This is a genomic window from Cupriavidus sp. 01L45 (genome assembly GCF_056399885.1).
Map to the genome: position 1 here is coordinate 111,413 of NZ_JBFTSG010000005.1, position 22,378 is coordinate 133,790.

Consider the following 22,378-nt stretch of genomic DNA (forward strand, 5'->3'; position numbering starts at 1 on the left):
GCGCAACACTCAGTATTGACGGGCCACCAGCCCTAGCGGACGCAGCGCCGCATTCAACGCGCGGATGGCGCCGGGGTCGTTGCGCACGGCGAGCAGCCAGGCGTCCTCGAAATGCCCGATCTCCAGCAACTGCATGCCGTGCGGCGCAAGCTCACGATTGACGTGCGCCAGGTAGAGGGCCGCCGGCTCCATATCGAAATCGTTGTCGTCGCCGCCCAGCGGAATCCCGTCCTCGTCGTAGAGATCATCGACATCGATGGCCGACACCCCTGCCGCGCGCAGCGTTGCAAGCCGCGCCACGGCTTGCGCGCCCAGCGTGCTGAACTCCCGCCAGTCGACTTGCACCAGGCAATGTTCCGCCAGCCAGGGTTTTAGCCAGGCCGACAGCAAATCTTCGCCGGCAGGCGGATCTCCGGCGGGCGCAGCGGCCAGATCGAGGGCAGGCGTGGCATCGGCAAGAGACTGCAGCAGGCGGGAACGGATTTCGGACATAAGCGGGATAAAGACAACCGGATAACGGCAAAAACAAAGACCGCGATGGTACCGCGCATACGGCGGGATGCAAGTCCTGCCGGGCTTCAGGCCGCTGCCGCCAGCCTGGCCGGCAGCGCGGAACGAACCGCTTCGCTCACGATCGCCGCCAGCCGGGCGGCGGGCGCCTCCAGCTCGGCGTCCTTGCGGTACAACGCCAGCGCCAGCGAGGGCAGTTCGGGCAGTCCGCCTTCCCCCCGCTCCCAGGCCCTGACCGACGGCGGCAAGCCCATGCCGGTGCGGACAGTCAGGCCCAGACCGGCCGCCGCTCCGGCCCACAAGCCACCCAGGCTTGCGCTGCTGAATGCCACCCGCCAGGCAATACCGGCACGATCAAGCGCGGCGGTGCCGGCCGAACGAAAGCGGCACGGTGCCTCGAACGCCACCAGCGGCAGCGGCTCGCTGCCCTGCCACGGCGCGCGCGCGGCGGCGGGGACGATCCAGCGCATCGGCAACACCGCGACCTGCTCCACATGCGGCATCCGCACCCCATCGTCCCAGGCCAGCGCCAGGTCCAGGCGTCCGCCCGCGACGCTATCCAGCAACTCGGCATTGCGGGCCACGCGCGCCTCGATCCGGACCTTGGGATGCGCGCGGGCGAACCGGCCCAGCACCTCGGGCAGCAGCACCTCGCCGAAGTCCTGCTGCAGGCCAAACCGCACCCAGCCCTCCAGCGCTACGCCATGTACGGCGGAGGCGGCCTCGTCGTTGAGATCCAGCAGCCTGCGCGCATAGGCCAGCATGGTCTCGCCAGCCTCGGTCAGCGCCAGGCCGCGTCCCGCCTTGCGGAAGATCGCCGTGCCGGCCTGCTCCTCCAGCTTCTTCAACTGTGCGCTGACCGCCGAGGTGGAGCGGCCGAGACGGTCGGCGGCACGGGCATAGCTGCCTAGTTCCATGCCCACCACGAAGCTGCGCAGCACATCCAGGTCGAAGTTCACCGTAGCCATCGCAAATCATCCTGTTATTTGGGATATTTAGTGAAAAATTATCTGATATTCAGGATCATTCTCGACTGACAGAATCGGAGCGTCAAGGCCACCCGTGCCGCTTACAAGGATGATGCCGTGTCCCGCGCCCGCTCCCCGCTTTCGTTCCCCGTTGTTTCCGGCCCTGCCGGCGCAGCGCTCGCCCCACGCCACGGCCCCGGCCATCGCTGGAAAGTCCTGGCCATCGGCGTGGCTGCCAATGCGAGCTTCGCCGCGGCGTTCTCGGGCATTCCCACCACGGCGGTGCTGATGCGCGCCGGCTACCGGCTCGACAACGCCGCGCTGGGTTTCTGCATTGGCATGATGGGGCTCGGTATCGCGGCAAGTGAAGTGCCGTGGGGCTTGCTGACCGACCGCTGGGGCGACCGCCGGGTGCTGTTGACCGGGCTGCTCGCCACCACGCTGTGGCTGGTGCTGATGGCCGCGTTCATTGCGCCACTGCCGGGGCACGTTCCAGGCCATGCCCTGCTGGCGCTCGGCTTGCTGGTGCTAGGCCTGCTGGGCGGCAGCGTCAACGGCTCCAGCGGCCGCGCCGTGATGGCGTGGTTCCGCGAAGGCGAACGGGGCCTGGCCATGAGCATCCGCCAGACCGCGGTGCCGGCCGGCGGCGGGATCGGGGCGCTGGCCTTGCCGATGCTGGCACAGACGTCTGGCTTTGTAGCGGTGTACGGGACACTGGCCGCGTTCTGCGGGATCACCGTGATCTTTGCCTGGCGCTGGATGCATGAACCGCCGGCCGCCGGAGAACGAGCCGCCTTGCCGGCCAGCGGCATGCCGCCGCCACGGCAAGCCGGGCCCGGATTGTTGCACAACGCGCTGGTCTGGCGGCTGGTGAGCGGCATGGGCCTGATGTGCGTGCCGCAGGTGGCCGTGCTGAGCTTCGCCACGGTCTTCCTGCACGATTTCAGCCAGATCGGCATTGCCGCCGCGGGCTTGTCCGTGGCCGCGGTCCAGGCGGGCGCTGCCGTGATGCGGGTATGGAGCGGCCGCTGGACCGACCGCCACGGCAACCGGCGCGCTTACATGCGCGCCTGCAGCAGGTTGACGTTGCTGGTCTTCGGGGCAGTCGGCGGGCTGGCCTGGCTCTGCACTGCCGCTCCGGTCTGGCACGCCGTGCTCACGCCCATGCTGGTGGCCTGCCTCGTGCTGGGCGGCATTTGCACCTCCGCCTGGCATGGCGTCGCCTTTACCGAGCTGGCCACGATCGCGGGTGCGAGCCGTGCCGGCACGGCACTCGGCCTGGGCAACACCTTCGCTTTTTCCGGCTTCTTCCTGGTGCCGCTGGCGATCCCGGCCATGGCCGCCGGGCTTGGCTGGCCCTCGGTGTGGCTGGCGGCCGGCGTTTGCGCGCTGTTGGCGCGGCCGCTATTCCCCCGGCCGGCCGGAGTTGGCGACGCTTAACCCAGCCGCTTGCGCATTTCTACGTGAGGGATGCCGGCTTCCTCGAATTCCTCGCCAACTTGCTCGAAGCCCACGCGCGCATAGAACGGCGCCGCGTAGCTTTGGGCATTGAGCACCAGTTCGGGATAGCCAAGCTCGGCGGCCTTGGCCATCAATGCGTCCAGCACCATGGCGCCGACACCGCTGCCGCGCGCTGCCTTGAGCACCGCCATGCGGCCGATATGGCCATCCGGCAGCAGGCGGCCCGTGGCCAGCGCGCTGCCGTCCTCGGCCAGCGCCAGCGCATGCCAGCTCGGCTCATCCCATTCGTCCCATTCCAGTTCCACCGGCACGCCCTGCTCTTCGACGAAAACGGCGTAGCGGATGGAGCGCGCGATTTCGCGGACTTCGGACCAGGGGGCGAGGCGGATGGTGATGGTCATGATGGCTCGGATGCGGAAAAGATAAGGATACGGGCGGGCCGCCATGATACTCCGCCCGCGGCGCGCCACCGTTTGCCGCACCGCAGCAAGGCTGACGCGTAGGGGTAACTCCCGATCTGCATTCCTTCCCGCAAATTTGTATGATGACCATATTACCCAATCACCTGAGCGTCCCGTGTTCCAGAAAGTCCCGGCCCGAGCCCTGACAGACACCGTTGCTGAACAACTGCTGGAGAAGATCGAAGGCGGCGCCTTTGCGCGCGGCGCGAAGCTCCCCACCGAGGCGGTGCTCTCCGACGAATTCGGCGTGAGCCGCACAGTCATCCGCGAAGCCATCGCCCGGCTGCGTCACGAAGGCGTGGTGGAGTCGCGCCAGGGCAGCGGCGTCTTCGTCACCGAGCAGGCTGGCATCCGGCCGCTGCGGATCGATTACACCGATGTGGCCACGCTCGAATCCGTGCTGCACATCGTCGAACTGCGCCGCGCCATCGAGGCTGAGGTAGCGGCACAGGCGGCGCGCGACCGCACGGACGCCAGCATGGTGGCCATCGATGCCGCACTGGCCCGCATCGACGCCGAGGAAGCCGCCGGCGGCGACGGCGTGGCCGCCGACGTGGCCTTTCACCGGACCATCGCCGAGGCTACCGGCAACCCTTTCTTCCTCAAGACGCTGGCTTTCCTGAGCCAATACCTGGAAACCGCAACCCGCGTAACCCGTACCAACGAGGCGCGCCGCTCGGACTTCTCGCGCCAGGTGCGCGAGGAACACCAGGCCATTGTTGCCGCCATCCGTGCCGGCGACGCGCTGGCCGCGCGCAACGCGGCGCAGACCCATATGTACAACGCGGCGCGGCGCCTGTCCCTGGGTGGACAGCCCGGCACCGCAGCCGACCTTGCCGAAGCGCCCGCGCGCGGCCCGTCCCACTGATCACCGCCCTCCCGGCAGGAGTCTTCATGAGCAAATCAATTGGCGTCATCGGCCTCGGCGCGATGGGCAACGGCGTAGCGCACAGCCTGCTGCGCGCCGGATTCAAGGTACACGCGTGCGACCTGCGGCCCGAAGTGCTGCAGCGCTTTGCCGACGCCGGCGGCATCCCTTGCGCCAGCCCGGCCGAACTGGGCGGGCAATGCGATGTGGTGGTGACGCTGGTGGTCAATGCCGCGCAAACCGAGGCCGTGCTGTTTGGCGAACGAGGCGCGGCAAGCAGCCTGCGCCCCGGCACGCTGGTGATCGCCAGCGCCACCGTGCCGCCGAGCTTTGCGCAGGCGCTGGGCAAGCGGCTGGGCGAGCGCGGCATTCTGCTGCTGGACGCGCCGGTCTCCGGCGGTGCCGCCCGCGCCGCCAGCGGCGAAATGACCATGATGACTTCCGGGCCGGCCGAAGCCTACGCGCTCGCCGAGGACGTGCTGGCCGCGATGGCCGGCAAGGTCTACCGCCTGGGCGACGCGCATGGCGCGGGCTCCAAGGTCAAGATCATCAACCAGCTGCTGGCCGGCGTGCATATCGCCGCGGCGGCCGAAGCGATGGCGTTGGGCCTGCGCGAGGGCGTGGATGCCGAGGCCCTGTATGAGGTCATCACCAACAGCGCGGGCAACTCCTGGATGTTCGAGAACCGCGTGCCCCACATCCTGGCGGGCGACTACACGCCGCTGTCGGCGGTAGACATCTTTGTCAAGGATCTCGGCCTGGTGCTCGATACCGCGCGCGCCAGCAAATTCCCGCTGCCCCTGTCGGCCGCGGCGCACCAGATGTTCATGATGGCGTCCAGCGCCGGGCACGGCGGCGAAGACGATTCCGCCGTGATCAAGGTGTTCCCCGGCATCGACCTGCCGGGAAAGAAGGCCGACTGAGGACGCCAGCATGACCGCACAGAACGAATCCCCGCGCGCCCTGCTCGGCTGTATCGCCGACGATTTCACCGGCGCCACCGACCTGGCCAATACGCTGGTGCGCAACGGCATGCGCACGGTGCAGACCATCGGCGTACCAGCCGGCGGTAAAGCGCTGCCCGGCGTGGAGCATGCCGATGCGCTGGTGGTAGCGCTGAAGTCGCGCACCATCCCGGCGGACGACGCGATCGCGCAGTCGCTGGATGCATTGCGCTGGCTGCAGGCACAGGGCTGCCGCCAGTTCTTCTTCAAGTACTGCTCCACCTTCGACTCCACGGCCGCAGGCAATATCGGCCCGGTGGCCGAGGCGCTGCTGGCGGCGCTGGGCAGCGACTTCACCATTGCCTGCCCGGCGTTTCCCGAGAACGGCCGCACCATTTTCCGTGGCCACCTGTTCGTAGGCGATGTACTGCTCAGCGAATCGGGCATGGAGCACCACCCGCTCACGCCGATGCATGACGCCAACCTGGTGCGCGTGCTGCAGCGGCAAAGCCAGGATAAGGTTGGCCTGCTGCGCTACGACGCGGTGGCGCGCGGCAGCGCGGCCGTCCGGCAAGCCATTGCAGCGTTGCGCGGCGACGGCGTGCGCCTTGCCATCGCCGACGCCGTCAGCGATACCGACCTGCATACGCTTGGCGAAGCCTGCGCCGAACTGCCGCTGCTCACCGGTGGCTCCGGGCTGGCGCTCGGCCTGCCTGCCAATTTCCGCCGCGCGGGCCTGCTGCCGGCGCGCGCGGACGCCGATCGCGTCGCCCCGGTTGCCGGCCCTGCCGTGGTGCTGGCCGGCAGTGCGTCCAGGGCAACCAATGCCCAGGTGGCCCGGTGGCTGGAGCAACAGCGCCCGGCCCTGCGCATCGACCCGCTCGCGCTGGCCAAGGGCGCGCCGCTGGTGGAGCAGGCACTCGGCCTGATTGCCTCGCATGCGGAGCCGGTGCTGGTCTACGCAACCACCACGCCTGAAGCGGTCAAGGCCGCGCAGGCCGCGCTCGGTGTGGAACGTGCCGGCCATCTGGTAGAGCAGGCGCTGGCCGCCATCGCCGCCGCGCTGAAGGCCCGCGGCACGCGCCGCTTTGTGGTGGCCGGCGGCGAAACCTCCGGCGCGGTGGTGCAGGCGCTGGGCGTGCAAGCGCTGCGCATCGGCACGCAGATCGCGCCGGGCGTGCCCGCCACTGTCACGCTGGAGGCCCAACCGCTGGCGCTGGCCCTCAAATCCGGCAATTTCGGCGGCGTCGACTTCTTCGACGAAGCGCTGCGCCAGCTCGGAGGTGAAGCATGAGCACCGAAGCCAGCCTGCGCGAAGAGATCTGCCGCATCGGCGCCAGTCTCTACCAGCGTGGCTACACCGTCGGCAGCGCCGGCAATATCAGCGCGCGCATGGACGACGGCTGGCTGATCACGCCGACCGACGCCTGCCTCGGCATGCTGGACCCCGCCGCCATTGCCAAGGTGGACAGCGGCGGCAACTGGGTGGCCGGCGACAAACCGTCCAAGACGCTCACCCTGCACCGCGCCATCTACGACAACAACCCGCAGGCGCACGGCGTGGTGCACACGCACTCCACCCACCTGGTGGCGCTGAGCCTGGCGGGCGCCTGGCAGCCGGACGATGTGCTGCCGCCAATCACGCCCTACTACGTGATGAAGGTGGGGCATATCCCGCTGATTCCCTACCACCGGCCGGGTGACCCGGCGGTGGCGGCGCGCGTTGCCCGGCTTGCCCCTGAAGTGCGCGGCGTGCTGCTCGCGCGCCTTGGCCCGGTGATGTGGGAGACCACCGTCTCGCGCGCGGCGTTCGCGCTCGAGGAACTCGAAGAAACCGCCAGGCTCTGGCTGATGTTGAAGGATAAGCCCGACCCGCTCGACGAGCACGCCCTGGCCGAACTGCGCAATACCTTCAAGGCGCGCTGGTAGGCAGAGCACAACCACAAACATAAGCAAAACAGAACGGCCCGGCCGCACGCCCCGATTTCCCCTCGGGCCGCGGCAAGGGCAGCGTTCGCCCTCGGCTTGCCGATCCGGACCGGATCCAGGCCGGCATCAAGCCGAAACAACGGAGACAACCATGAATACTTCCACCCAGGCCGCGCTGACCGGCGCCGGCCAAGACATCGACCGGGGCATCGACCGGGACATCGAAAAGCGCGCCTACAGCAAGGTGTTCTGGCGCATCATGCCCTTCCTGATGCTGTGCTACGTGATCGCTTACCTGGACCGCGTCAACGTGGGCTTCGCCAAGTTGCAGATGGCGCAGGACCTGGCCTTCTCCGAGACCGTGTTCGGCCTCGGCGCCGGACTGTTTTTCATCGGCTACTTCCTGTTCGAGGTGCCCAGCAACCTGCTGATGCACAAACTGGGCGCGCGCATCTGGATTGCGCGGATCATGATCACGTGGGGCATCATCTCGGCGCTGTTCGTGTTCGTGAAAACGCCGGCCACCTTCTACATCATGCGCTTCCTGCTCGGCCTGGCCGAAGCGGGGTTCTATCCCGGCGTGATCCTCTACCTGACCTACTGGTACCCCGCCAACCGGCGCGCCAAGATGATCGCGCTGTTCATGTCGGGCATCCCGGTGGCCGGCATGTTCGGCAATCCCTTGTCGGGCTTCATCATGGACGCCTTCCATGACTACGGCGGCATGCGCGGCTGGCAATGGATGTTCCTGCTCGAAGCCTTGCCCGCGCTGCTGATCGGCGTGATCACGGTGTTCGTGCTCAAGAACGGCATCGACCAGGCGCCCTGGCTGGACGCCGACGAGAAGCGCGTGCTCAAGCGCAATATCGAGGAAGACTCGCGCCAGGCCAATGCCTCGGGCACCGGCCACTCGCTGCGCGCGGTGTTCTCGGATCGCCGCGTGTGGTGGATGTGCCTGATCTACTTCTGCTTCGTCACCGGACAATACGCGCTGACCTTCTGGATGCCCACCCTGGTCAAGACCAGCGGCGTGAAGGGCAACCTCAATATCGGCCTGCTCAGCGCCATTCCCTTTGTCTGCGCCATCGTGGTGATGAACTTCCTGGGCCACAGCGCCGACGCCCGCCGCGAGCGCCGCTGGCACCTGATCGTGCCGGCGCTGATGGGCGCGGTGGGCTTTGCCATTGCCGCCTCGTTTACCCACAATACGGTGGTGGCCATCGCCGCGCTGTCCCTGGCCGCCGCCGGCGTGCTGACCTGTGCCCCGCTGTTCTGGTCGCTGCCCACCGCCTTCCTGTCGGGCCTGGCCGCCGCCTCCGGCATTGCCGTGGTCAATTCGGTGGGCAACCTGGCGGGCTTTGTGGCACCGTACATGGTGGGCTACCTGACCGACCTCACCCATAGCACGCAGTCGAGCATGTATGTGCTGTCGGCCATGCTGGTGCTTGGCGCCGGGCTGGTCTGGCTCACGCCGGGCAAGCTGGTCAACCGCTAAGCCAAGACACAAGAACCACCCTTTCTCCTGGAGCACCGCATGCCGCGCTTTGCCGCCAACCTGTCGATGATGTACACCGAGCACGCCTTCCTGGACCGCTTCGCCGCCGCGGCGGCGGACGGTTTCAAGGCCGTGGAGTACCTCTTCCCCTATGAACATCCCGCTGCCGAGATCCGGGCTCGCCTCGATGCCAACGGGCTGACCCAGGCCCTGTTCAACGCGCCGCCGGGCGACTGGAACGCCGGCGAGCGCGGCATGGCGGCCCTGCCGGGACGCGAGGCCGGTTTTCGCGATGCCTTCGCCCGCGCGCTGGAATACGCGGCCGTGATCGGCAACGACAAGGTCCACGTGATGGCCGGCCTGGTGCCCGCCGGCGCCGATCGCGCGCGCCATCGTGCCTGCTACCTGGAGAACCTGGCGCACGCCGCCCGTGCCGCCGCCGCGCAAGGCATCACCGTGCTGATCGAGCCCATCAACGCCCGCGATATGCCCGGCTATTTCCTCAACCGCCAGGACGACGGCCAGGCCATCTGCAAGGAAGTCGGGGCGGCCAACCTGAAGGTGCAGTTCGACTGCTACCACTGCCAGATCGTGGAAGGCGACCTCACCGTCAAGCTCAAGCGTGACTTTGCCGGCATCGGGCATATCCAGATCGCCGGCGTGCCCGAGCGGCACGAGCCGGATCTGGGCGAACTGAACTATCCGTACCTGTTCGATGTGATCGACGGGCTTGGCTATGACGGCTGGATCGGCTGCGAATACCGGCCGCGCGCCGGCACCTCGGCGGGGCTGGGCTGGCTCAAGCCTTACCTGAAGGGCTAAGCGCCCGCTTGCGGCACGAACCAATCAACTGCAAGACAACTGGAAGATCAAGATGCATGTACTGATCACGGGCGGCGCCGGCTTTCTCGGCCTGCAACTGGCCCGCCTGCTGCTCAAGCGCGGCACCCTGGACATCGACGGCAAGCCGGCCGCCATCGAAGGCCTGACCCTGCTCGACGTGGTGGCCCCGCCCCCGCTGGACGACGCACGCGTGCGCGTGGTCACGGGCGACCTGTCCGACCCCGCGGTGCTGGCACAGGCCGTCGATGCCCGTACCGGCGCGGTGTTCCACCTGGCGGCCGTCGTCAGCGGCCAGGCGGAAGCGGATTTTGAGCTGGGCATGCGCGTCAATCTCGACGCCGCCCGTGCGCTGCTGGAAACCTGCCGCGCGCAGGGCCATCGGCCGCGCGTGGTGTTCACCAGTTCGGTCGCCGTGTATGGCGGCACCCTGCCCGCCGTGGTGCAGGACGATACCGCGCTCAACCCGCAATCCTCATACGGCGCGCAAAAGGCGATTGGCGAGCTGCTGCTGTCGGATTACAGCCGGCGCGGCTTTGTCGACGGGCGCGTGCTGCGGCTGCCGACCATCAGCGTACGGCCGGGCAAGCCCAATGCCGCGGCATCGTCGTTCGCCAGCGGGATCATTCGCGAGCCGCTGGCTGGAGAGGCGGCCAATTGCCCGGTGGCGCCGGACACGCCGCTGTGGCTGCTGTCGCCGCGCGGGGCCATCGCTGCGCTGGTGCGCGGCATGGAAATCGATGGCCTTGATTTCGGCGAGCGCCGGACCGTGAACCTGCCGGGGCTGTCGGTAACGCCCAGGGAGATGGTGGCGGCGTTGCGGCGCGTGGCCGGCGATGCCGTGGCGGATCGGGTGAGCTGGGAGCGCGAGGCGCGCATCGAGAATATCGTCGGCACCTGGCCCGCCGCGTGGAACACGGCGCGGGCGCTGGCGCTGGGGTTCCAGGGGGACGCGGATTTCGATGCGGTGATCCGGGCCTACATGGAGGATGCCGGTATCGCGGCGCGCTGAGTTTCCAGGCGCCTTTTCGAGCGGCGCTGGCGTGCACGCAGGCCAGCGCCGCCGCTTAAGCAACCACCGCGCAGCCGGGAGCCAGCCGGCTCAGGCGTCCGGCTTCACGGCCTCATAAGCCGTGATCGTTTCCCGTACCGGCCCGGGAACCGGCGCCGATTTCTTCGTGGCCGGGTCCGCGCACACATAGACGATCTCGCCGGTAATCAGGTGCTCGTCGCCACGATACATCTCCACGCGGAACAACATGCTGGAGCGGCCCAGACGTGCGATACGCCCCCGGATTTCCAGCATGTCGTCGAAGCGCGCGGACGCGTGATACTCCAGCGTGGACTTCACCACGAAAATATCAACGCCATGCGCGTGCAGCACGTCCTCCGGATACCGGATCCCCAGCGCACGCCAGTACTCCGTCACGCAGATATCGCAGTAGGTCAGGTAGTGCGCGTTGAAGACGATCGACTGCGGATCGACCTCAGCCCAGCGCACGCGCAGCGGCATGCTGTGACGGAAATCTTCCTTTGCCATGACGGCGTTCCCCTTGATTGCCGGCCGAAAACCGGCCCGATATGAAAACGGCGCCAGCCCCTGACAGGGCGGCGCCGGCTCAAGGCAGGCTATGCCCTGCTTATTGCGGCTTGTTCAGCCCCAGCTTGTCGATAATGGCCTTTTCCTTCTTGACCGTATCCGCCGCAAACTTGGCATATTGCTCGCTGCTCATGTAGTAAGGCTCCATGTCGAACTTGGCCAGCGCATCGCGGTAGTTCTGCATTTCCATGGCCTTCTTGAAGCCGTCATGCAGCTTCTTGACGATCTTCGGATCGGTGCCCTTGGGCGCCACCACGCCGAACGGCGAGGTCTGCACGATGCCCAGGCCCAGTTCCTTGAGCGTCGGCACATTGGGGAAGCGCGCCGAGCGCTTCTCGCCCCAGGTCGACAGCAGGCGCAGCTTGCCCGATTCCACGTACGGCGCCCAGGCCGGGGTATCGGCCACCGACATCACGTGACCGCCCAGCAGGGCCTGCATGGATTCCGAGTTGCCCTTGTACGGGATATGCGAGAACTGCACGTTCTGCTTCATGGCCAGCTCTTCCATGGTCAGGTGCAGCGTGGTCATCGAACCCGGCGAGCCGTAGGTCAGCTTGCCCGGGTTGGCCTTCGCATAGGCAATGTATTCCTGCATGGTCTTGATTGGCGAATCCGCCGGGACCACCAGGCCGAACGAGTAGCCGGCCAGGTTGATCACGTAGGACAGGTCCTTGACCGGGTCCCAGTTGATCTTGGTGGTGTACGGCAGGCGGTAGACCGGCATCGCTACCTGCGCCAGCGTGTAGCCGTCAGGCTGGGTCGACTGCATCAGCTGGGCGGGCAGCACGCCGCCCGCTCCCGGCTTGTTCTCGATGATCACCGGCTGGCCGAAGATCTTGGAAGCGTTTTCCGCCAGCACGCGGAACGGCAGGTCGGTGGAGCCCCCGGCGGTATAGCCGATGATCAGGCGGATCGGCCGTTGCGGGAAATTGTCCGCCTGCGCCAGGGCCGGCGCGCTGGCCAGGCCGAGGGTTGCCGCGGTAGCGGCGAGCGCGCCCGCATGGGCGAGGAATTGGCGGCGATGCATGAGTCTCTGTCTCCTGTTGCTATTGCAATTGCTACTACAAGTACAAGTAATGCACTACTGGTAAAGCCATCAAAACCGGGGGTTCTGCGACCGCTTCGATCCGGCTGCCGGCGGTGTCCGGCGAGCCGCGCTCATCCGCCATCGAAGACGATGCGCAAGGCGGCGACCGCGTCGCCATGGGCGCCGGCCACCGCCGGGACGAAGCGCCCCAGCTTGAAGAAATCGTGGATCATGCCCGGGTAGTCGGCCAGATGCGCCGGCACGCCCGCGGCGCGCAGCTTGGCCGCGTAGGCCACGCCTTCGTCGTGCAGCGGATCGTAGCCGGCCACGGCGATCCAGGCGGGACAGCAGCCGTGCACATTGGCGCCCTGGCCGCCGCCATCGAGCGGGGCGAAGCGCCAGTCGTCGCGGCTGGCTTCGCTGTCCAGGTATTGCGCGAAAAACCACTGGATCATCGGCGCCGTCAGCAGGTAGCCCTCGGCCAGCGCGCGGTGCGACGGCATGTCCTGGCGGGCGCACGTGCCGGGGTAGATCAGCATCTGCAGCACCGGCGCCAGGCCGAGATCGCGCGCGTGCACCGCGCAGGCGCTGGCCAGCGTGCCCCCCGCGCTGTCGCCGCCCAGGGCGATGCGGCTGGCGTCGGCACCCAGGCGCGCGGCCTCGTCGAACACCCACTGCATCACGTCGAAGGCATCGTTCGCCGCGTGGGGGAATTTCCACTGCGGGCCCAGGCGGTAGTCCACCGACAGCACCATGCAATCCGCCTGCGCGCACAGCAACCGGCACAGCGGATCATGCGAATTGACGCTGCCCACCGTGAAGCCGCCGCCGTGGAAATACAGCAACAGCGGCAGCGGCTCGGTCCAGTTGGCCTCGCGTGGCGCGTACAGGCGCACCGGGATATCGTAGCCATCGCGCGCGGCCACGCTCAGGTTTTCCACGCTGTGCACGGGCTGCGGCGCGATATCCATGATGGGCGCGCTCTTCTCGTAAGCGATCTTGGCGTCGGCCGGATCCAGTTCGTGGATGGATGGGCGCTTGACCCGTCCGATCAACTCCAGCAGTGCCGCCACCTGCGGGTCGAGCGGGGCCGTGGGCATGCCGGACATGGCAGGCGCGGGCTGGGCGGACACGGAGGCAGACGGAACAGCGGACATGAAAGACGGTCAGTGTAGTGGCAACGAACCTTCGGCAAACCGAAGCGCCGGCCGCTCTGGCATGCCGGATGTTCGAATTGTGAACGATCGTTCGATTTTAGTATGATTCCGTATGTTTCGGCAGCAAAGCCTATGAAATTTAGCCGGGGCTGGCCAGATCGGCAGGTTTTGCGCGATCATCGGCCATCGTCAGAAGAAAATAAAACCCCTCACCGACGGAGACAGCATAGATGGCCTTCATTTATTACCTCACCCATATCCACCTGGATTTCGGCACGATCGGCCAGCTCAAGGCGGAGTGCGAGCGCATCGGCATCCGCCGCCCCCTGATCGTGACGGATAAAGGCGTGGTCGCCGCCGGAGTAGCCCAGCAGGCCATCGACGCCCTGGGCGGCCTGCCGCACGGGATCTTCGACGAAACCCCCTCCAACCCGACCGAGGCGATGGTCAAGAAGGCCGCCGCGCAATACCGGGAAGGCGGCTGCGACGGACTGGTGGCGGTGGGCGGAGGCTCCTCCATCGACCTGGCCAAGGGCATTGCGATCCTCGCCACCCATCCCGGCGAGCTGACCACCTACGCCACCATCGAAGGCGGCAGCGCCAGGATCACCGAGCGCGCCGCACCGCTGATCGCCGTGCCGACCACCGCGGGCACCGGCAGCGAAGTCGCGCGCGGCGCCATCATCATCCTGGAAGACGGCCGCAAGCTCGGCTTCCACTCCTGGCACCTGCTGCCCAAGTCCGCCATCTGTGATCCGGGCCTCACGCTGGGCCTGCCGGCCAGCCTGACCGCCGCCACCGGCATGGATGCGATCGCGCACTGCGTGGAGACCTTCCTGGCACCCGCCTTCAACCCCCCCGCTGACGGCATCGCGCTGGACGGCCTGGAACGCGGCTGGAAGCACATCGAACGCGCCACGCGTGACGGCCAGGACCGCGAGGCACGGCTGAACATGATGAGCGCGTCCATGCAGGGCGCCATGGCCTTCCAGAAGGGCCTGGGCTGCGTGCACTCGCTGTCGCACCCGCTGGGCGGCCTCAAGGTGGACGGCAAGACCGGCCTGCACCATGGCACCCTGAACGCGGTGGTGATGCCGGCCGTGCTGCGCTTCAACGCCGACGCGCCCAGCGTGGTGCGCGACAACCGCTACGCCCGCCTGCGCCACGCCATGGGCTTGCCCGCGGATGCCGACCTGGCCCAGGCCGTGCATGACATGACGGCGCGCCTCGGGCTGCCCACCGGCCTGCGCCAGATGGGCGTCACCGAGGACATGTTCGACAAGGTGATCGCCGGTGCGCTGGTGGACCATTGCCACAAGACCAACCCGAAAGAGGCCAGCGCCGCGGATTATCGGCGTATGCTGGCGGAATCCATGTAAGTGCCGCGGCGGGCCGGCAGCACAGGTGCGCGGAACAGCCGGGGCGGTCCAGCTTTATCCAACCAGCACGGAGAAGAGGTCATGACAGGGGAACACCTGCAGGTCTTGCACGGAGACATCACCCGCATGGAAGTCGACGCCATCGTCAATGCCGCCAATAGCGGCTTGCTCGGTGGCGGCGGCGTCGATGGCGCCATCCACGGCGCCGGCGGCCCCGCCATCATGGCCGCCTGCCGCGGCATCCGCGAAACCAAGGGCGGCTGCCCCACCGGCCAGGCGGTGATGACCACCGGCGGCCTGCTGCCCGCGCCTTACGTCATCCATGCGGTCGGTCCCGTCTGGCAAGGGGGCGGCCACGACGAAGACGCCCTGCTCGCCAGCGCCTATCAGGCGAGCATCGCGCTGGCCGCGCAGCACAAGCTACGGACCATCGCCTTTCCCAACATCAGCACCGGCATCTACGGATTCCCGCGCGAGCGGGCCGTGGATATTGCCATCGAGGCAGTGCGCAAGGCGCTGGCGGCGGCCCCCAGCATCGAGCAGGTCAGTTTTGTGTGCTTCGACGATGAGAATTACCGGCTGTACCGGCATCGGTTGAGTTGATCGCGTTGCGTTGATCGCGTTGAGCTTCGGGCCACGCCGGCGGTGCTTGCCGCAACGTGGCCGAAGCGATTTCAGGCAACCGGGCATCGGGCGCTGGCGATTCCCGGTTGGTTGCATGGCCAGCAGGTGAACCTGCGGTTTGCCAGAGACAATTTCGGGCACGAGTCCATTGCCCACCACCAGCGCCCACCTGCATGCGGAAGATGATGCCCGGCGCGTGGCCGCGCAGATGCGGCACCGGATTGGCTGGACCAGCAAGCCGCAAGCAATATCCGCGCGCTCGTAAGGGTTCAGCGTGGGCTCCGCTTGCACATACCTCGTCCCGGAGATTGCGACATGGCCATCCAGCTCAACCACACCATCGTCTTTTCTCATGACAAGAAGGTGTCCGCCGACTTCCTCTGCGAGATCCTCGGACGTCCCGCTGCCGTGCCGTTCGGGCCGTTTCTTGCCGTACGGCTGGACAACGAAGTCACCCTGGACTTCATGGACGCGCAAGGCGATGTTGCCCTGCAGCACTATGCCTTTCTGATCAGCGACGTCGAATTCGGGCAAAGCCTCGCCCGAATCCGCGCGCGCAACCTGATGTACTGGTCGGACCCATACCGCCGCCGCCCCGGCGAGGTCAGCACGGACGATGGCTGCCGCAGAATCTATTTCGAAGATCCGAGCAAGCATCTCCTGGAAATCTTCACGAAGGGATAAGACGCATGCGCATCGAGAGGAAGTGGCGCGACGACTGCCACGGGCTTCGGCATTCCGCGGCATCGCGCTTCCCGTGAGAAGCCGCCACGACGAAGTCCGCCGCGTGCAACAGCGGAAAACGCCAGCTTCGAGCGCCTTGCCGAGATGCTGTTATTGGTGCAAATTTACATCAACTTTGAGGCAAGGAGCACGTTATGCGCACTACCGTCATGATCGACGATGCCCTCTATGAACAAGCGCTAGACGTGGCCGACCCCAGCATGGACAAATCTGACCTCTTTCGGGAGGCGATTAAGACGTTCGTCCGGGTACAAGCGGCCAAGCGCCTCGCGGCCCTCGGTGGTACCGCTCCAGACATGCAAGATGTGTCGCGTCGCCGTACGGGGCCTCAAGCGAAATGAGCGTACTCGTCGACACTTCGGTATGGGTAGATCATTTTAGGAACCGCAATAACGCACTGGTCAATTTGATCCTGTCAGATCAAGCACTGACCCATCCTATGGTCGTGGTTGAATTGGCTTTCGGGACGCCTCCGGCACCACGTACCCGGACACTCGGGGACATCGGACTGTTGCAGCCTGCCCAGCAGGCTAGCCTTGCAGAGGTAATGGCGTTTATCGAACACGAGAAATTGTATGGGCTAGGTTGCGGCCTGGTAGACGTCTCATTACTGGCTTCCACTCTGATCACACCAGGCGCGCAGCTATGGACACTGGACAAGCGTCTCGACGATTTGTCGGAGCGTTTTGGTGTGGCGCATCGCCCCAAGCTTCACTAGGTGCAGGCTCCCGAAACGTCCTCTCCCTCCCCCGTGCCTGGTCTAGCGCGTGGCCACCGCCCCCTCCAGCGCCCATCCCACCGCCGCCTGTGCATGCAGCGCAGTGGTATCGAACACCGGCAGCGCCACATCATCCTGCCCGATCAGCAACGCAATCTCGGTACACCCCAGGATCACCCCGCCCACGCCCCGGGCCTGCAAGCCATCGATGATCCGGCGGTACGCATCCCGCGAGCCGTCGCGCACGATGCCATGGCAGAGTTCGTCATAGATGATCCCGTGGACCAGCGCACGGTCCGCGGCCTCCGGCACCACCACTTCGATACCATGCTTCTCCTGCATGCGGCCGCGATAGAAGTCCTGCTCCATCGTGAAGGCCGTGYCGAGCAGGCCGACCCGCGTGATGCCGGAGCGGCGCAAGGCCTGCGCGGTGGGATCGACGATATGCAGGAAGGGAATGTCGAGCGCGGCTTCCAGGGCCGGCGCCACGCGGTGCATGGTATTGGTACAGAGCAGCACGAAATCCGCTCCCGCCGCCTGTACCTGCAAGGCGGCCTGCTGCATGCACTCGCCGAGTTCGTCCCAGCGTTGCGCGTGCTGCAGTGCCTTGATCTGCTCGAAGCTCACCGTGACCATGACACTGCGCGCGTTGTGATGGCCGCCCAGGCGCTGCTTCATGTCCTGGTTGATCAGGCGGTAGTACTCGGCCGAGGATTCCCAGCTCATGCCGCCGATCAGTCCGATCGTCTTCATCTTGACCTTCCTTGCGCGCACCGGCGCTGTCGAATCCGGTCAATGTAGCAGCCGGCGGCACGCTGCCCCATGCACAGTGCGCCGGTTTCCCACCGGGCCAGCGCTGCGGCAAACGCCTGACGCGGCTGGCCGGAAAGGCAGCCGCGTCAGGCGCGGTTCAGGGCAAGGCGCTGCGGATCAGCAGGTTGATGCGCTCCGGTTGTTCGTGGATGACCCAGTGCGTGCCGTCCGGAATGCGTTCCAGCCGCATGTCCGGGACGAACTTATCCAGGCCATCCAGCAGGCTCCTGGGCAGCGCGGTATCGCGCTCGCCCCAGATCACCAGGGTCGGCACCCTTACCGTAAATGCCGCGGGGTCCAGCTTGGAAATATCGGGCGGCGTTTCGCCGGGACCCGGCGGATGCATCGGAGAGGCGCGGTAATAGTTGACGCCGCCGGTCAGCGAGTGCGAGCCGCCGGCGCCAGGCTGCGACCAGGCAGCGTGGTATTTCTCGCGTGTCTCGCCGGCAAACCAGGGCGCGGGCTGCTTGCCGCCTCCGGTCAGGAAACTCTCCAGCCTGGCGAAGCCGTCGGCCGCCAGCGCGTCTTCCGATCCCGGCGCGCGCAGCCAGTTCATATAGGCCGAGGCTTCCTGCTGCTGCGGATCGCTGGTCAGGGCCCTGGCAAACACGTAAGGATGCGGGGAGTTGATGATGACGAGCCGCTCGACCATCTTCGGAAACTGGATGGCCAGGTTCCAGCAGATCGCCCCGCCCCAGTCGTGCGCCACCACCACGCAGTGCGAATAGCCAAGCGCATTGATGAACTGCACCAGGTCTTCGACAATGTGGCGCGGCCGGTAGGATTCCACGTCGGCGGGCTTGCTCGACAGGTTGAAGCCGCGCAGGTCCGGCGCCACCGCGTAGTGGGTCTTGCCGAACTCGGCGAGCTGCTCTTCCCATTCGTACCAGAATTCCGGGAAGCCATGCACGAACAGCACCAGCGGCCTGCCGCGCTCCCCCGCGCTGGCGTAATGCAGGCGCGTGCCGTTGGGTAAGGTGGCGTACTGCAGATGGCGAATGACTGCAGGTTTGGTCATGGAATCCTCCCTTGCCGCAATGGCTGACTTGTCTCCGATGGACTGGCTGCCGCCCGCGGCGCCCAGGGCCGGCAGGTCGTCCGGTCCACCAGCCGATGCCCTGTCCGCCGCCTGGCGGCTTACTCGCCGCGCAGGGCCGCGACCAGTCCCGCGCGCACCTCCGGTTTGTCGGCGAACGGATCGCTCGGGTTGCGCTGGCTAATGATATCTTCGAAGCGCTGCCGCACGGGCGCCAGTTGCTGCGGATGCGAGTAAATATAGAAACCGTTGTCGCGGATCGCATCGAAGGTGAGTTGCGCCACTTCTGCGGCCGTGACCTTGCCCGAACTGACCGCCTTGTCCGAGAGCGCTTGCGACACCAGTTGCGAACGCGTGGGCGGCGCCTCGTTGGCCAGTTCCGAGGGGCGGTTGCGGCCCGATTGCGTGATGCCGGTCGGCACGAAATACGGGCATAGCACCGAGCAACGCACCTGCTCGCTGACCAGGCTGAGATCCTGGTACAGCGATTCGGACAAGGAAACCACGGCGTGTTTGGAAACGTTATAGACACCCATCGCAGGCGGGCTTAGCAGGCCGGCCATGGAAGCCGTATTCACGATATGGCCTTCGAACGACGGGTCCTTGGCCGCGGCGGCCAGCATCAGCGGGGTGAAGATCCGCACGCCGTGGATCACGCCGTACAGGTTGACGCCCAGTACCCACTCCCAGTCGCGCTCGCTGTTCTCCCACATCAGTCCACCCGCGCCGACGCCCGCGTTGTTGAACAGCAGGTTGACCTGGCCGAAGGCGGCGATGGCGGCATCGGCCAGCGCCTGGACCTGCTCCGCCTTGGACACGTCCACGCGCACGCCGACGACCGGCACACCTTGCGCCTTGAATTCCGCCACCGTTGCGTCCAGTGCATCTTCCTGCACGTCCGCCAGCACCAGCTTCATGCCGAGTCCCGCTCCCAGCCTGGCGAATTCCTTGCCGAAGCCGGATGCGCCGCCAGTGATCACTGCCACCTTGCCCTGGAATTGCTTCATGTTGTCTGCCTCTGGTTGCTCTGGTTGGTATGGGGTTGTCTTGCCAGTCCCGCCGCGCGCCGGTCCTAGCCCGCGCGCAGCACCTGATAGCCCTGGCGCGGGAAATGCACATTGACCGCGCCCGCGCGCGGGTCCTGCCGGCGCAGCACGGCGCGGTGCGCATCCAGCGCCACCAGCACGCCCGCCACCGGGTCGCGCGCGTAGTCGGTCGGCGTCACGGTAACCGCATCGCCGGCCTCAAAACCGCTGTCGGCCGCCACCCCACCGGTCTGCGCCAGCGGATCGGTGCGTTGCGCCACGTCCAGCGCGGCCTCGCTGCCGATCACCCGCACGGTGCCATGGCCGCAGGCCTGCATGCGGTCATACCAGGCCTGCACGGCCGGATACGCGTCCAGCAGCCGGGCCAGTTCGCTGGCGCGCCGGATAAACCAGACGTTGTGATACAGCGAGAAATCCGCCACCGACAGCTCGGGCCCCGCCACGTGCGCCACGCCGGCAGTGAATTGCTGCTCCAGCCGGCCGAAGGTTTCGTGCAGCAGCGCGATGGCCTCGGGCAAGGGCATGCGCAACGCATTGGTGTCGCCACGCATGGCCTTGCGGTCTGCGGCGAAGGCCTGGATCTGCGCTGGCGTGAGATGGCCCAGCATGCTTTGCGCACCGGCCGGCTGGAACAGGTAAGTCACGGCGGCGGTGAACAGCGCGGTATCGAACCAGCTCGCGGCGACACGCGCGCTGGCCGCCTGCGCCGCGGGGTACAGCGCGGGCGCGGGCGCCACGCTGTCGATCACCTCGCAGATCAGCGCGGTATCGCAATAGATGTCCGCGCCCACCTGCAGGATCGGGGTACGCCGGTAGCCGCCTGTCAGCGCCACCACATCCGGCTTGGGCAGGATCGGCGGGACTTCCACCGCCTGCCAGGCCAGGCCCTTGGCGCCCATCAGCAGCCGGATCTTTTCTGAGAACGGCGAGGTTGCGTACTGGTGAAGGATTAGATCGGCCATGTTGTCGTTGTCGCTCTTGTTGTCCAGCTGAAATTGTCCTGATTGCTGCCGTTACCGCCCCGCCTGCTTCAGGGCCTTGAGCGCCATGTTCTCGACCATGCCGGGCGCCAGCAGCCTGAGCCACAGGCCCAGCCTGCCCCTGGCCGTCATCACCAGTTCGCGCTTGCGTGCCGCCATGGCGCCCAGCATCTGGCGCGCGCATTCCTGCGCGGTCATGGCGTCATCCTCGCGCAGCCGGCTTTCGCCCAGCGCGCGCCCGTCCGGGCCGAAGCCGTTGATGCGCGTATCGGTCGCCACCACGCCAGGGAACACCACGCACACATCCACGCCGGTACCGCGCAGTTCGGCCCGCAGCGCCTCGCAAAAGCCCGCCAGCGCGAACTTGCTGGCCGAGTAGGCGGTGCGGCCCGGCACGCCGATCTTGCCGGCCAGGCTGGACACCGCCACCATCAGGCCGCCGCGCTGGCGCAGGTATGGCAGCGCCTCGCGCGTGCACCACATGGCGCCGAAGTAGTTCACGCGCATCACCTGCTCGTAGTAGCTGTAGTCGGAGACTTGCTCGAAGTAGCCGTGGGCCGACACGCCAGCGTTATTGACCAGCACATCGATCCCGCCATATTGCGCAGCCACGGTGGCTACCAGCCGCCTGCAATCGACCTCGTCGGACACGTCGGCGCGCCAGACCGCCACGTCGGCGGCCGGGTGCTGGCGGCGGATGCGTTCCGCCAGCGCGTGCAGCATGTCCACGCGGCGGGCCGCCAGCGCCAGGCGCGCGCCTTGCCGGGCCAGCAGCACGGCCAGTTCCGCGCCGATGCCGTCCGAGGCGCCGGTAATCAGAACGACCTTGCCGGTAAACGGTGCGAAGGCAGCCATGGCGTCAATCCAGCAGGTCGGGTTGTTCCTTGACGATGCGGGCGTACAGCGGCTGGAACTGGAACCAGCCTGCCTGCGCGGTGCCGACGATCGAGTAAGCCTGGCGCGCGGCCGCGTCCGAGATGACCTTCAGGGGCGCGTTGGTGCGCGCGGCGGCAGCCTCGGCCAGCAACTGCACCTGGCAGGAACGCTCCATGGTGATAAACCACCAGGCGGCTTCGTCCACCGTCTTGCCCACAGTCAGCAGCCCGTGGTTCTGCAGGATTGCGGCCTTGTTGCCGCCGAGCGCGGTGGCAATGCGCTGGCCCTCGTCCAGTTCCACCACCACGCCGCCGAAATCGTCGTACAGGGCATGGTCGTTGTAGAAGGCGCACACGTCCTGTGTCAGCGGATCGAGCGGCCGGCCCAGCGTGGACCAGGCACGGCCATACGTGCTGTGCGAGTGCGCGGCGGCCCCTGCGTCGGCACGGGTCTGGTGCACGCGCGAATGGATGGCGAAGGCGGCGGCGTTGACCGGGTAGTCGCCCTCCACCACTTCGCCGTGGTGGTCGCAGCGGATCAGGTTGGAGACCTTGACCTGGCTGAAGTGCACGCCGAAGGGGTTGACCCAGAACGTGTCCGGAAACTCCGGATCGCGCGCCGTGATGTGGCCGGCCACGCCTTCATCGAAGCCAAACTTGGAGAACAGCCGGAAGGCCGCCGCCAGCCGCTGCTTGCGGTGCAGGCGTTCCTCGGCCGGCGTATCGAACTTGGGCGGACGCGGCAGCACGCGATATTTGGCTTTCACCTCTTCGGACAGGCCGGCAGCCATTTCGTCCTGATCGGCCAGCGGCCTGGCTTGTTCTGCTGGAGCATTCATGGGGTGTCTCCTTTTTTTCGTCATTCATACCACCGGTTTGCGTTCCCTCTCCCACAAGCGGGAG

At 66.9% G+C, this 22,378-nt stretch carries 25 protein-coding genes; 13 read left to right on the forward strand and 12 right to left on the reverse strand.

Annotated features, from left to right (window positions below):
- Window positions 1–9 precede the first annotated feature (9 nt).
- Both AC1DT6_RS05150 and AC1DT6_RS05155 read right to left on the reverse strand, forming a co-directional pair.
- Window positions 10–492, reverse strand: a complete 483-nt coding sequence (locus tag AC1DT6_RS05150; RefSeq protein WP_441628598.1) for a hypothetical protein — start codon at window positions 490–492, stop codon at window positions 10–12.
- An 86-nt stretch (window positions 493–578) separates the two neighbouring features.
- Window positions 579–1,478, reverse strand: coding sequence for a LysR substrate-binding domain-containing protein (locus AC1DT6_RS05155; RefSeq protein ID WP_441628599.1), 900 nt, complete (start codon window positions 1,476–1,478; stop codon window positions 579–581).
- 216 nt (window positions 1,479–1,694) lie between these two features.
- Here AC1DT6_RS05155 and AC1DT6_RS05160 point away from each other — a divergent pair, with 216 nt between their 5' ends.
- A complete protein-coding gene (locus AC1DT6_RS05160) occupies window positions 1,695–2,918 on the forward strand; it encodes an MFS transporter (protein ID WP_441628704.1) in 1,224 nt (407 codons plus the stop codon).
- Here the strand turns inward: AC1DT6_RS05160 and AC1DT6_RS05165 are convergent.
- Window positions 2,915–3,340 carry a GNAT family N-acetyltransferase gene (locus tag AC1DT6_RS05165; RefSeq protein ID WP_441628601.1) on the reverse strand — a complete coding sequence of 142 codons (426 nt, stop codon included), beginning with the start codon at window positions 3,338–3,340 and terminating at the stop codon, window positions 2,915–2,917. The two genes, AC1DT6_RS05160 and AC1DT6_RS05165, sit on opposite strands and share 4 nt — an antisense overlap.
- A 175-nt stretch (window positions 3,341–3,515) precedes the next feature.
- Here AC1DT6_RS05165 and AC1DT6_RS05170 point away from each other — a divergent pair, with 175 nt between their 5' ends.
- The 7 genes from AC1DT6_RS05170 (at window position 3,516) to denD (ending at window position 10,488) form a co-directional block, all read left to right on the forward strand.
- Window positions 3,516–4,268: a FadR/GntR family transcriptional regulator gene (locus tag AC1DT6_RS05170; protein WP_441628603.1), complete on the forward strand. Its 753-nt coding sequence runs from the start codon at window positions 3,516–3,518 to the stop codon at window positions 4,266–4,268.
- A gap of 26 nt (window positions 4,269–4,294) precedes the next feature.
- Window positions 4,295–5,191, forward strand: a complete 897-nt coding sequence (gene ltnD, locus AC1DT6_RS05175) for an L-threonate dehydrogenase (protein ID WP_441628605.1) — start codon at window positions 4,295–4,297, stop codon at window positions 5,189–5,191.
- Between the two features lie 10 nt (window positions 5,192–5,201).
- A complete protein-coding gene (otnK, locus tag AC1DT6_RS05180; protein WP_441628607.1) occupies window positions 5,202–6,506 on the forward strand; it encodes a 3-oxo-tetronate kinase in 1,305 nt (434 codons plus the stop codon).
- Window positions 6,503–7,141: a 3-oxo-tetronate 4-phosphate decarboxylase gene (otnC, locus tag AC1DT6_RS05185; protein WP_441628609.1), complete on the forward strand. Its 639-nt coding sequence runs from the start codon at window positions 6,503–6,505 to the stop codon at window positions 7,139–7,141. The genes otnK and otnC overlap by 4 nt, the downstream gene beginning before the upstream one ends.
- Window positions 7,142–7,292: 151 nt before the next feature.
- Complete coding sequence (locus AC1DT6_RS05190; protein WP_477111165.1) at window positions 7,293–8,636, forward strand: MFS transporter; 1,344 nt, start codon at window positions 7,293–7,295, stop codon at window positions 8,634–8,636.
- 39 nt (window positions 8,637–8,675) lie between these two features.
- Entirely contained in the window at window positions 8,676–9,458 is a 783-nt protein-coding gene (gene otnI, locus AC1DT6_RS05195) for a 2-oxo-tetronate isomerase (RefSeq protein WP_441628613.1), read from the forward strand.
- Between the two features lie 52 nt (window positions 9,459–9,510).
- Window positions 9,511–10,488, forward strand: coding sequence for a D-erythronate dehydrogenase (denD, locus tag AC1DT6_RS05200; RefSeq protein WP_441628615.1), 978 nt, complete (start codon window positions 9,511–9,513; stop codon window positions 10,486–10,488).
- A gap of 90 nt (window positions 10,489–10,578) precedes the next feature.
- Here the strand turns inward: denD and AC1DT6_RS05205 are convergent, their stop codons facing one another.
- From AC1DT6_RS05205 to AC1DT6_RS05215, 3 genes are all read right to left on the reverse strand, one after another.
- Window positions 10,579–11,016: a YbgC/FadM family acyl-CoA thioesterase gene (locus AC1DT6_RS05205; protein ID WP_441628617.1), complete on the reverse strand. Its 438-nt coding sequence runs from the start codon at window positions 11,014–11,016 to the stop codon at window positions 10,579–10,581.
- A gap of 100 nt (window positions 11,017–11,116) precedes the next feature.
- Window positions 11,117–12,103 carry a tripartite tricarboxylate transporter substrate binding protein gene (locus AC1DT6_RS05210; protein ID WP_045236343.1) on the reverse strand — a complete coding sequence of 329 codons (987 nt, stop codon included), beginning with the start codon at window positions 12,101–12,103 and terminating at the stop codon, window positions 11,117–11,119.
- A 131-nt stretch (window positions 12,104–12,234) separates the two neighbouring features.
- Window positions 12,235–13,203 (reverse strand): alpha/beta hydrolase, encoded by a 969-nt coding sequence (locus AC1DT6_RS05215; RefSeq protein WP_441628706.1) that lies wholly within the window; start codon window positions 13,201–13,203, stop codon window positions 12,235–12,237.
- A 287-nt stretch (window positions 13,204–13,490) separates the two neighbouring features.
- On the opposite strand from AC1DT6_RS05215, the gene AC1DT6_RS05220 reads away from it, so the two are divergent.
- The 5 genes from AC1DT6_RS05220 to AC1DT6_RS05240 all read left to right on the forward strand — a co-directional run bounded on the left by AC1DT6_RS05220 (window position 13,491) and on the right by AC1DT6_RS05240 (window position 16,725).
- Window positions 13,491–14,639, forward strand: coding sequence for an iron-containing alcohol dehydrogenase (locus tag AC1DT6_RS05220; RefSeq protein ID WP_441628619.1), 1,149 nt, complete (start codon window positions 13,491–13,493; stop codon window positions 14,637–14,639).
- Window positions 14,640–14,720: 81 nt separating this feature from the next.
- A complete protein-coding gene (locus tag AC1DT6_RS05225) occupies window positions 14,721–15,242 on the forward strand; it encodes an O-acetyl-ADP-ribose deacetylase (RefSeq protein WP_441628621.1) in 522 nt (173 codons plus the stop codon).
- 336 nt (window positions 15,243–15,578) lie between these two features.
- Window positions 15,579–15,947 carry a VOC family protein gene (locus tag AC1DT6_RS05230; protein WP_441628623.1) on the forward strand — a complete coding sequence of 123 codons (369 nt, stop codon included), beginning with the start codon at window positions 15,579–15,581 and terminating at the stop codon, window positions 15,945–15,947.
- A 194-nt stretch (window positions 15,948–16,141) separates the two neighbouring features.
- Window positions 16,142–16,348, forward strand: coding sequence for a type II toxin-antitoxin system VapB family antitoxin (locus AC1DT6_RS05235; RefSeq protein WP_441628625.1), 207 nt, complete (start codon window positions 16,142–16,144; stop codon window positions 16,346–16,348).
- Entirely contained in the window at window positions 16,345–16,725 is a 381-nt protein-coding gene (locus AC1DT6_RS05240; RefSeq protein WP_441628627.1) for a type II toxin-antitoxin system VapC family toxin, read from the forward strand. Before AC1DT6_RS05235 ends, AC1DT6_RS05240 begins: the two co-directional genes overlap by 4 nt.
- Window positions 16,726–16,767: 42 nt before the next feature.
- On the opposite strand, the gene AC1DT6_RS05245 is transcribed toward AC1DT6_RS05240, so the two are convergent.
- From AC1DT6_RS05245 to AC1DT6_RS05270, 6 genes are all read right to left on the reverse strand, one after another.
- Window positions 16,768–17,478 (reverse strand): aspartate/glutamate racemase family protein, encoded by a 711-nt coding sequence (locus tag AC1DT6_RS05245; RefSeq protein ID WP_477114536.1) that lies wholly within the window; start codon window positions 17,476–17,478, stop codon window positions 16,768–16,770.
- Between the two features lie 157 nt (window positions 17,479–17,635).
- Window positions 17,636–18,556 (reverse strand): alpha/beta fold hydrolase, encoded by a 921-nt coding sequence (locus AC1DT6_RS05250; protein WP_441628631.1) that lies wholly within the window; start codon window positions 18,554–18,556, stop codon window positions 17,636–17,638.
- 119 nt (window positions 18,557–18,675) lie between these two features.
- Window positions 18,676–19,581, reverse strand: a complete 906-nt coding sequence (locus tag AC1DT6_RS05255; protein WP_441628633.1) for an SDR family oxidoreductase — start codon at window positions 19,579–19,581, stop codon at window positions 18,676–18,678.
- A gap of 65 nt (window positions 19,582–19,646) precedes the next feature.
- Window positions 19,647–20,582: a glutathione S-transferase family protein gene (locus AC1DT6_RS05260; protein WP_441628635.1), complete on the reverse strand. Its 936-nt coding sequence runs from the start codon at window positions 20,580–20,582 to the stop codon at window positions 19,647–19,649.
- A 51-nt stretch (window positions 20,583–20,633) separates the two neighbouring features.
- Window positions 20,634–21,455: an SDR family oxidoreductase gene (locus AC1DT6_RS05265; RefSeq protein ID WP_441628637.1), complete on the reverse strand. Its 822-nt coding sequence runs from the start codon at window positions 21,453–21,455 to the stop codon at window positions 20,634–20,636.
- A 4-nt stretch (window positions 21,456–21,459) separates the two neighbouring features.
- Window positions 21,460–22,314 (reverse strand): class II aldolase/adducin family protein, encoded by an 855-nt coding sequence (locus AC1DT6_RS05270; protein ID WP_441628639.1) that lies wholly within the window; start codon window positions 22,312–22,314, stop codon window positions 21,460–21,462.
- Window positions 22,315–22,378: the final 64 nt, after the last annotated feature.

What these genes read in the sequence shown, in the direction of transcription:
- AC1DT6_RS05150 (WP_441628598.1), bottom strand. Translation starts at nt 492, where the DNA reads ATGTCCGAAATCCGTTCCCGCCTGCTGCAGTCTCTTGCCGATGCCACG.
- AC1DT6_RS05155 (WP_441628599.1), bottom strand. Translation starts at nt 1,478, where the DNA reads ATGGCTACGGTGAACTTCGACCTGGATGTGCTGCGCAGCTTCGTGGTG.
- AC1DT6_RS05165 (WP_441628601.1), bottom strand. Translation starts at nt 3,340, where the DNA reads ATGACCATCACCATCCGCCTCGCCCCCTGGTCCGAAGTCCGCGAAATC.
- ltnD (WP_441628605.1), top strand. Translation starts at nt 4,295, where the DNA reads ATGAGCAAATCAATTGGCGTCATCGGCCTCGGCGCGATGGGCAACGGC.
- otnK (WP_441628607.1), top strand. Translation starts at nt 5,202, where the DNA reads ATGACCGCACAGAACGAATCCCCGCGCGCCCTGCTCGGCTGTATCGCC.
- otnC (WP_441628609.1), top strand. Translation starts at nt 6,503, where the DNA reads ATGAGCACCGAAGCCAGCCTGCGCGAAGAGATCTGCCGCATCGGCGCC.
- AC1DT6_RS05190 (WP_477111165.1), top strand. Translation starts at nt 7,293, where the DNA reads ATGAATACTTCCACCCAGGCCGCGCTGACCGGCGCCGGCCAAGACATC.
- otnI (WP_441628613.1), top strand. Translation starts at nt 8,676, where the DNA reads ATGCCGCGCTTTGCCGCCAACCTGTCGATGATGTACACCGAGCACGCC.
- denD (WP_441628615.1), top strand. Translation starts at nt 9,511, where the DNA reads ATGCATGTACTGATCACGGGCGGCGCCGGCTTTCTCGGCCTGCAACTG.
- AC1DT6_RS05205 (WP_441628617.1), bottom strand. Translation starts at nt 11,016, where the DNA reads ATGGCAAAGGAAGATTTCCGTCACAGCATGCCGCTGCGCGTGCGCTGG.
- AC1DT6_RS05210 (WP_045236343.1), bottom strand. Translation starts at nt 12,103, where the DNA reads ATGCATCGCCGCCAATTCCTCGCCCATGCGGGCGCGCTCGCCGCTACC.
- AC1DT6_RS05215 (WP_441628706.1), bottom strand. Translation starts at nt 13,203, where the DNA reads ATGCCCACGGCCCCGCTCGACCCGCAGGTGGCGGCACTGCTGGAGTTG.
- AC1DT6_RS05220 (WP_441628619.1), top strand. Translation starts at nt 13,491, where the DNA reads ATGGCCTTCATTTATTACCTCACCCATATCCACCTGGATTTCGGCACG.
- AC1DT6_RS05225 (WP_441628621.1), top strand. Translation starts at nt 14,721, where the DNA reads ATGACAGGGGAACACCTGCAGGTCTTGCACGGAGACATCACCCGCATG.
- AC1DT6_RS05230 (WP_441628623.1), top strand. Translation starts at nt 15,579, where the DNA reads ATGGCCATCCAGCTCAACCACACCATCGTCTTTTCTCATGACAAGAAG.
- AC1DT6_RS05235 (WP_441628625.1), top strand. Translation starts at nt 16,142, where the DNA reads ATGCGCACTACCGTCATGATCGACGATGCCCTCTATGAACAAGCGCTA.
- AC1DT6_RS05240 (WP_441628627.1), top strand. Translation starts at nt 16,345, where the DNA reads ATGAGCGTACTCGTCGACACTTCGGTATGGGTAGATCATTTTAGGAAC.
- AC1DT6_RS05250 (WP_441628631.1), bottom strand. Translation starts at nt 18,556, where the DNA reads ATGACCAAACCTGCAGTCATTCGCCATCTGCAGTACGCCACCTTACCC.
- AC1DT6_RS05255 (WP_441628633.1), bottom strand. Translation starts at nt 19,581, where the DNA reads ATGAAGCAATTCCAGGGCAAGGTGGCAGTGATCACTGGCGGCGCATCC.
- AC1DT6_RS05260 (WP_441628635.1), bottom strand. Translation starts at nt 20,582, where the DNA reads ATGGCCGATCTAATCCTTCACCAGTACGCAACCTCGCCGTTCTCAGAA.
- AC1DT6_RS05265 (WP_441628637.1), bottom strand. Translation starts at nt 21,455, where the DNA reads ATGGCTGCCTTCGCACCGTTTACCGGCAAGGTCGTTCTGATTACCGGC.
- AC1DT6_RS05270 (WP_441628639.1), bottom strand. Translation starts at nt 22,314, where the DNA reads ATGAATGCTCCAGCAGAACAAGCCAGGCCGCTGGCCGATCAGGACGAA.